The following is a 6,926-nucleotide window of genomic DNA, read 5'->3' on the forward strand; positions in this document are numbered from 1 at the left end:
GCACTGGGTGGACGACCGGTTGCGCGGCCCGATCGCCGAGCGTCCGGGTGCCCGGGTGGCCCGCTTCACCGCCAGCGACGAGCCGGCCAGCGGCGGGCTGACGATCGAGCAGCTGGAGCCGGAGGTCCTCTAGCCTCGCTGAAGCGCCGCGAGCACGTCGGCGAACACCCGGTCGTGGTCGATCTCACCGGTGTTGTTGACCAGCCACAGCGGTTCGGCACCCCAGGGCTCGGTCTCGGCGTACCTGACCACGACGTCGTCAATGGTGAGCCTGGGCAGCCCCGGCACCAGCGGACGCGACGCCAGCCGCTCGGCGTGCACGGCCAGGTCGGCGCAGACCACTTCGACGAAGAGCAGCGGGACGCGGTGGCTGGCGGCCAGCGAGGTCCACATTGCGCGGGCGTAGCTGACGTAGTTGGCGGCGTCCACGACCACGTGCTGGCCCAGCGCCAGGTTGGCGTCCGCCACCTGCTCGGCCACCAGGTAGGCGGCCAGCCCGGTCGCGAACGAGCGTTCGAACTCAGCCCGGAGCAGCGCGGACTCCACATCGTCCACGTTCACCAGCGCCGCCGGGAACCGGGCGGCCAGCCCGCGGGCCACTGTCGACTTGCCGACGCCGGGCAGCCCGGCCATCGCGATCAGCGCCACCGCTCCTCCTCGGGCTGGCTGTCCGGTCCGACGTCGGCGACCAGTTCGCTGACCGCCTGGTAGACGTCCTTGATCCGGGGCAGGTTGTCGAGGTGGAACCGGTGGCCGGACAGGGTGGTCAGCAGCAGCGTGCCGGAGCCGAAACCGAGGTCGCCCGAGCGGCGGTGATAGCCCACGTCCACGACCCGGTTCAACGGCAGGTCGTTGCCCGCCCGTCGGAGGACCCCGCTGCGGGTGATCAGCCGCTGGGTGGTGACGGTGGTGCTGGTGGTGGCCCAGCGCAGCACCGGCCGTCCGACCAGCACCAGCGCCAGCACCGCACCCAGACCGGCCACCACCTGTTGACCCACCGGCCGGTACGCGGGCGGCACCGCCGCCAGCCCTACCCCGACCAGCGCAGCCAGCACCAGCAGCGCCAGGATCGGCCAGACCAGCACCCTGGGGTGCGGGTGAACCGTGGTCACCAGCTCCTCGCCGTCGTTCAGCCGCATCCCGGTCGCGCCCCTACCTCAGGTGCACCACGTCACCGGCGGCGAACGCCTCGAGTCGACCGTCGACGTCGACCAGCAGCTCGCCGTTGGGCCCGACCGCCACGGCGTCTCCGTCGACCGAGCGGCCGCCGGCCACCTGCGAGTCGAGGTGGACGCGTACCCGCCGCCCGATCGTGGCGCAGCCGGCCGCGTAGTCGGCACGCAGGTCGTCGCCGGCGTCCCAGCGGCTGGCCAACCAACCCAGCGGGCCAAGGATGCCGGCCAGCAGCTGGCTCTTGTCGGTGGGCAGGCCGGCCATCAGCAGGCTGGTGGCGCCCGGCACCGGCAGCTCCGCGGGCGTCATCGAGACGTTGATGCCCCAGCCGCAGACCGCGGCGTCGCCCTGGTCGGTGGTGACGCGTTCGGACAGGATGCCGCAGATCTTGCGGCCGTCGATCAGCACATCGTTCGGCCACTTGAGGGTGACCCGGTCGCCGCCGCCGAGCCGACGGATGCCGTCGGCGACCGCCAGGCCCACCAGCAGCGACAGCCAGCCCCAGTCCAGCGGCGGGCGCTGCGGGCGCAGCAGCACCGAGGTGGACACCGACACCCCCGGCGGGGACGCCCAGGACCGATCGAACCGGCCGCGTCCGGCGCCCTGGTGGTCGGCGACCAGCACCGCTCCGGCGGGCTCCCCGGCTCGGGCCGCGGCCGCCAGGTCGGCGTTGGTCGACCCGGTCGACGACACGCAGCGCACCCGCCAGCCGGAATCCGGTCCCAACAGGGCATCGATCCGGTCGGCGTCGGCGGGCGGCGAAGCGGGCATACGGCTATCTTGGTCGGCATGGAGGTCGACATCAAAACCACCGCCGGCAAGCTGGCTGACCTCGGCACCCGGATGGACCAGGCGGTCCACTCCGCGGGCGCCCAGGCGGTGGAGAAACAGCACTCCCGGGGCAAGATGACCGCGCGGGAGCGCATCCAGGCGCTGCTCGACGAGGGCAGCTTCTCCGAGATGGACGAGTTCGCCCGGCACCGCTCGAACTCGTTAGGGCTGGCCGACCGGCGGCCCTACGGCGACGGCGTGATCATCGGGGTGGGCGCGATCCACGGCCGCCCGGTCTGCGTGTTCAGCCAGGACGTCGGCGTCTTCGGCGGCTCGCTGGGTGAGGTGTACGGGGCGAAGATCGCCAAGATCATCGACTTCGCCACCAGCACCGGCTGCCCGCTGATCGGCATGAACGAGGGCGGCGGCGCGCGCATCCAGGAGGGCGTCGACTCGCTGGCCGCCTACGGCGACATCTTCCTCCGCAACGTGCACGCCTCCGGCGTCATCCCCCAGATCAGCCTGGTGATGGGCGCGGCCGCCGGCGGGCACGTCTACTCCCCCGCACTGACCGACTTCGTCATCATGGTCGACCAGACCAGCCAGATGTTCATCACCGGCCCGGAGGTGATCCGCACCGTCACCGGCGAGGACGTGACGATGGAGGAGCTGGGCGGCGGCCGCACCCACAACACCAGGTCGGGCAACGCGCACTACCTGGCCGCCGACGAGACCGACGCGCTGGAGTACGTCCGGGAGCTGATCACCTACCTGCCGCAGAACAACCTCGAGGAGGCCCCGGTCTACGAGTGGGCCGAGGACGCCGACCTCGACTTCACCGACCACGACCGCAAGCTCGACTCGCTGATCCCGGACAACCCGTCGCACGCATACGACATGCGCGACGTCATCCGCACCGTGGTGGACGAGGACGAGTTCCTGGAGATCATGGAGCTGTACGCGCCCAACGTGATCTGCGGGTTCGCCCGGATCGAGGGCCGCAGCATCGGCATCGTCGCCAACCAGCCGCTGGTACTGGCAGGCTGCCTGGACACCAAGGCGTCGGAGAAGGCCGCCCGGTTCGTGCGCACCTGCGACGGCTTCAACATCCCGGTGCTGACCTTCGTCGACGTGCCCGGCTTCCTGCCCGGTGTGGAGCAGGAGTACGACGGCATCATCCGGCGCGGCGCCAAGCTGATCTACGCCTACGCCGAGGCGACCGTCCCGTTGATGACGGTGATCACCCGAAAGGCTTACGGCGGGGCCTACATCGTGATGGGGTCCAAGCATCTGGGTGCCGACGTGAACCTTGCCTGGCCGACCGCGCAGATCGCGGTGATGGGCGCCGAGGGTGCGGTCAAGGTGCTCTACCGCAAGGAGCTGGCCGCCGCCGACGACCCTGACGCCCGGGCCGGCGAGCTGATCGATCGTTACAACGCCGAGCTGGCCAACCCGTACGTGGCGGCCGAACGCGGCTACATCGACCAGGTCGTCTTCCCGCACGAGACCCGCGCGCAGGTGATCCGCTTCCTGCGGCTGCTGCGCACCAAGCGGGCGGCGCTGCCGCCCAGGAAGCATGGGAACATCCCGCTGTGAATGGTGATCAGCCGACCACAGGTTTCGAAGTGGTGCGCGGCAACCCGGACGACGACGAGCTGGCGGCCGCAGTGGTGGTGCTGGCCGCGATGCTCGCCGAGCCGCCGCCCGCGCGTCCGAACACCGACCGGCCGAACGCCGGCGGCTGGAACACCTACTGGCGGCGGGTCCGCCAGCCGTTCGCGCACGGCCCGGAGGCCTGGTCGGGGAGTCTGCGGTGAGTGGCCGTCGCGCTGTTCGCCGCGGGGCGAAAATCTCCCGTTTGCCCCTGCCGCCGGCCGTCAGGCGGTTGAATTGTCCGCATTGGCGGTGGTCGCCAACCATTGCCGTGACCCAGGAGGTTCCGTGAGCGCCATCGATGACATCCTCGGAAAACTGCCGATCGACCAGCTCGCCGCCCAGTTGGGCACCGACCCGCAGTCGGTTCGGGACGCCTCCAGCGAGGCGATCTCCTCACTGATGGGCGGGCTGCAGCGCAACGCATCCGACCCGATCGGGCAGCGCTCGCTGGCGTCCGCACTCAACGACCACCGCGCCGACCAGCTGCTGGCCGACCAGCGGATCGACCTGAACCGCATTGACAGCAACGACGGCGAGAAGATCGTCCGGCACGCGCTGGGAGCCGACCCGGCCACCGCCGCGAAGGCAGCGGCCGGCAGCGCCAACACTGGCCTGGTGCAGCGGCTGCTGCCGATGATCGCCCCGCTGGTGATGGCCTACCTGGCCAGCCGGCTCGGCAACCGGCAGATCGAGCAGGGCCGCCAGGCCGACCAGGGCGGCAGCATCCTGGACGGCATTCTGGGCCGCAGCGACCAGCTCGGCGCCAACGCCAGCCAGGACTACCAGCGTGGTTACCAGGACGGCTACCAGGCGGCCCGGCAGGAGAACGAGCAGCAGGGCGGGATGAACCTGGGAGACCTGATCGGCGGCATGCTGGGCCAGCAGCCGCAACGCCAGCAGAGCGGCGGCCTTGGCGGCCTGCTCGGAGGCCTGTTCGGCTGATGCCAAACCGTGTTGTGGTGCCACAGGCGCGGCGGGTGATCCTGGCCTCGGCCTCACCCGCCCGGCTGCAGACCCTGCGCCATGCCGGGCTCGACCCGGAAGTCATCGTGCCCGAGGTGGACGAGGAAGCCGTGCGCCACACCAGCCCAGCCGAGCTGACCGGCGAACGGGCCCGGCTCAAGGGCGAATCGGTGATCGAGGCGCTGCGCCGGGCCGGTGAACTCGACGAGCCGCTGGTGTTGCTGGCCTGCGACTCCATGCTCGAGATCGAGGGCCGGGTGCACGGCAAGCCCGGCACCCGGGAGGCCGCGGTCGTCCGCTGGTACCGGATGCGGGGCCGGCAGGGGCTGCTGTACACCGGGCACTACGCCGCGCTCGCGCTCGGCCCGGACGACGTCCGCCACCAGGTGCGCTCCGCGGTCACCGGGGTCACCTTCGCCGACCTGACCGACGCCGAGATCGCCGCCTACGCCGACACCGGCGAACCCCAGCGGGTGGCCGGGGCGTTCACCATCGACGGCTACGGCGGCGCCTTCGTCACCCGGATCACCGGCGACCCGCACAACGTCATCGGCATCTCGCTGCCCCTGGTGCGGCAGATGCTGCTCGACCTGGGGGTCGCCTGGCACACCCTGTGGCGCACCGATGATGTGGCCGATCAGATCCAGTCGTAGCGCTTGAACGTGGTGTACAGCACCGCCACCGCGACCACCGTCAACCCGACCGCCAGCCACAGCCCGAGCGGGCGCTCGAACCCCAGGTAGGGCACGTTCATGCCGAACCAGCCGGTGATGAGCGTCGGCACCGCGATGATCGCCGCCCAGCCGGACAGCTTCTTCATCACCACGTTGAGCCGCATGTCGTTCAGCGTCAGGTTGGTCTCGAAGATGCTGCCGACCAGGTCGCGCAGCGACTCGGTCCACTCAGCCTCGCGCTGCACGTGGTCGTAGAGGTCGTCGTAGTAGTACCGCAGCCGCTCGCTCCAGCCCATCTCGTGGCCGTGCCTGATCACCACGTTGACGACGTCGCGCAGCGGCAGCACCAGCCGGCGCGTCTCGACCAGTTCGCGCCGCAACCGGTAGGCCTGCCGGGACACCTGCCGGGTCTGCGGCCGCTCGGCGAACAGCAGGTCCTCCAACCGCTCCAGCGCGTCGTCCAGTTGCCCGGTCACCTCGTCGTGCCGGTCGACGATCACGTCGAGCACGGTGTGCAGCAGCCCACCGACGCCGAGGGTGACCAGTTCGGGGTCGTCGTCCCAGCGCTGCAGCAACTCGGCCACGTCGAAGCCGTCGTCGCTGCGGATGGTGACCAGGGCGTTGGCCACCATGAAGGCCGACACCCGGGTGGCCTGCAGCCGGGAGCCGAAACCCGTGGCGTCCACCAGTCGCACCGAGTAGGCCTGCACGAAGATGTGCTGGGCGTGCCAGACGGCCTTGGGCCGCTCCAGCGGGGCCAGGGCGTCCTCGACGGCGTGCGAGCTGAAGTGCAGCTCGGCGGCCATCCGGTCCAGCAGTTCCATGGTCGGGCTGCACAGGTCGAACCAGACCAGGTTGCCCGGGTCGGCCAGGTACTGGTCGAGACGGTCCAGCTCGAAGTCGGACGCCACCACCTGCCCGTCCCGCCACACCCGTGAGGTCATCGCGGCAGGCCCCCGAGCACCACGTCGCGCGGGTTGGTGACCGCGACCTCGATCTGGGCCAGGTCGGCAGGCGGGATCGGCCCGGGCAGGTCTTCGAGTGGGAACCAGCCGGCGTCGATCGACTCGTCGTCCCCGACGCAGGGTTCCCCGGCGACCCAGGACGCCCGCACGGTGTGCTCCAGGTAGGTGGTCACGTCTCCGTTGTCGTAGTGCACCGGGCCGATGATGCCGACGTTGACCAGCCGGTCGACCTCGATCTGCACGCCGGTCTCCTCCAGGCACTCCCGGATGGCGGCCTGGCCGACCTCTTCGCCGGGGTCCATGATGCCCTTCACCGGGGTCCAGGTGCCGTCGTCGCTGCGCCGCACCAGCAGCACCTCGGTCGGTTCGGCCAGCGGTCGTAGCACCACGGCGCACACCCCGGGCAGCCAGAGCGGGTCGTTGCCCACCTTGGCGCGCAGCGCCAGCACGAAATCGGGAGTCGGCATGGCGCCGAGTCTAGAACCCCTAGACTCCACGGCATGACGATCACCAAGCTGCTGGTGGCCAATCGCGGCGAGATCGCAGTCCGGGTCATCCGGGCGGCCCGCGACGCGGGCATCACCTCCGTCGCCGTCTACGCCGACTCCGACGCCGCGTCGCTGTTCGTCGACCTGGCGGATGAGGCCTTCGCCCTGAACGGCGCCACCCCCGCCGAGACCTACCTGAACCAGCAGAAGCTGATCGAAGTCGCCGGCCGCGCCGG

The 6,926-nt window shown here is 70.8% G+C and carries 10 protein-coding genes; 5 read left to right on the plus strand and 5 right to left on the minus strand.

The genetic code is table 11. The features are described 5' to 3' along the window. Positions 1–129: 129 nt before the first annotated feature. The 3 genes from WBL05_RS07440 to WBL05_RS07450 are packed head-to-tail and all read right to left on the minus strand — an operon-like array spanning position 130 to position 1,944. On the minus strand, positions 130–648 hold the full coding sequence (locus WBL05_RS07440) for an AAA family ATPase (protein WP_424224859.1): 519 nt from the start codon (positions 646–648) through the stop codon (positions 130–132). Continuing rightward, positions 639–1,139 (minus strand): PH domain-containing protein, encoded by a 501-nt coding sequence (locus tag WBL05_RS07445; protein WP_424224860.1) that lies wholly within the window; start codon positions 1,137–1,139, stop codon positions 639–641. Before WBL05_RS07445 ends, WBL05_RS07440 begins: the two co-directional genes overlap by 10 nt. A gap of 13 nt (positions 1,140–1,152) precedes the next feature. After that, on the minus strand, positions 1,153–1,944 hold the full coding sequence (locus WBL05_RS07450; RefSeq protein ID WP_424224862.1) for a biotin--[acetyl-CoA-carboxylase] ligase: 792 nt from the start codon (positions 1,942–1,944) through the stop codon (positions 1,153–1,155). A gap of 18 nt (positions 1,945–1,962) precedes the next feature. On the opposite strand from WBL05_RS07450, the gene WBL05_RS07455 reads away from it, so the two are divergent. From WBL05_RS07455 to WBL05_RS07470, 4 genes are all read left to right on the plus strand, one after another. Then, positions 1,963–3,540 (plus strand): acyl-CoA carboxylase subunit beta, encoded by a 1,578-nt coding sequence (locus tag WBL05_RS07455; RefSeq protein ID WP_424224863.1) that lies wholly within the window; start codon positions 1,963–1,965, stop codon positions 3,538–3,540. Beyond that, positions 3,537–3,761, plus strand: a complete 225-nt coding sequence (locus WBL05_RS07460; RefSeq protein ID WP_424224865.1) for an acyl-CoA carboxylase subunit epsilon — start codon at positions 3,537–3,539, stop codon at positions 3,759–3,761. Before WBL05_RS07455 ends, WBL05_RS07460 begins: the two co-directional genes overlap by 4 nt. Positions 3,762–3,885: 124 nt before the next feature. Beyond that, complete coding sequence (locus tag WBL05_RS07465; RefSeq protein ID WP_424224867.1) at positions 3,886–4,542, plus strand: DUF937 domain-containing protein; 657 nt, start codon at positions 3,886–3,888, stop codon at positions 4,540–4,542. Further along, positions 4,542–5,216: a Maf family protein gene (locus WBL05_RS07470; protein ID WP_424224869.1), complete on the plus strand. Its 675-nt coding sequence runs from the start codon at positions 4,542–4,544 to the stop codon at positions 5,214–5,216. Before WBL05_RS07465 ends, WBL05_RS07470 begins: the two co-directional genes overlap by 1 nt. Here the strand turns inward: WBL05_RS07470 and WBL05_RS07475 are convergent. Both WBL05_RS07475 and WBL05_RS07480 read right to left on the minus strand, forming a co-directional pair. Continuing rightward, positions 5,201–6,181, minus strand: a complete 981-nt coding sequence (locus WBL05_RS07475; protein ID WP_424224870.1) for a magnesium transporter CorA family protein — start codon at positions 6,179–6,181, stop codon at positions 5,201–5,203. The genes WBL05_RS07470 and WBL05_RS07475 overlap by 16 nt on opposite strands. Then, on the minus strand, positions 6,178–6,669 hold the full coding sequence (locus WBL05_RS07480) for an NUDIX hydrolase (protein WP_424224872.1): 492 nt from the start codon (positions 6,667–6,669) through the stop codon (positions 6,178–6,180). Before WBL05_RS07480 ends, WBL05_RS07475 begins: the two co-directional genes overlap by 4 nt. Before the next feature lie 33 nt (positions 6,670–6,702). On the opposite strand from WBL05_RS07480, the gene WBL05_RS07485 reads away from it, so the two are divergent. After that, a partial coding sequence (locus tag WBL05_RS07485; protein WP_424224874.1) for a biotin carboxylase N-terminal domain-containing protein occupies positions 6,703–6,926 on the plus strand: 224 nt, incomplete at its 3' end.

Origin of the sequence: Brooklawnia sp. (genome assembly GCF_049651565.1) — a bacterium.
Classification (GTDB): Bacteria; Actinomycetota; Actinomycetes; order Propionibacteriales; family Propionibacteriaceae; genus Brooklawnia.

Bases quoted from the DNA above. Each gene is read 5' to 3' on its own strand.
- WBL05_RS07445 (WP_424224860.1), bottom strand. From the start codon at position 1,139: ATGCGGCTGAACGACGGCGAGGAGCTGGTGACCACGGTTCACCCGCAC.
- WBL05_RS07450 (WP_424224862.1), bottom strand. From the start codon at position 1,944: ATGCCCGCTTCGCCGCCCGCCGACGCCGACCGGATCGATGCCCTGTTG.
- WBL05_RS07455 (WP_424224863.1), top strand. From the start codon at position 1,963: ATGGAGGTCGACATCAAAACCACCGCCGGCAAGCTGGCTGACCTCGGC.
- WBL05_RS07470 (WP_424224869.1), top strand. From the start codon at position 4,542: ATGCCAAACCGTGTTGTGGTGCCACAGGCGCGGCGGGTGATCCTGGCC.
- WBL05_RS07475 (WP_424224870.1), bottom strand. From the start codon at position 6,181: ATGACCTCACGGGTGTGGCGGGACGGGCAGGTGGTGGCGTCCGACTTC.
- WBL05_RS07480 (WP_424224872.1), bottom strand. From the start codon at position 6,669: ATGCCGACTCCCGATTTCGTGCTGGCGCTGCGCGCCAAGGTGGGCAAC.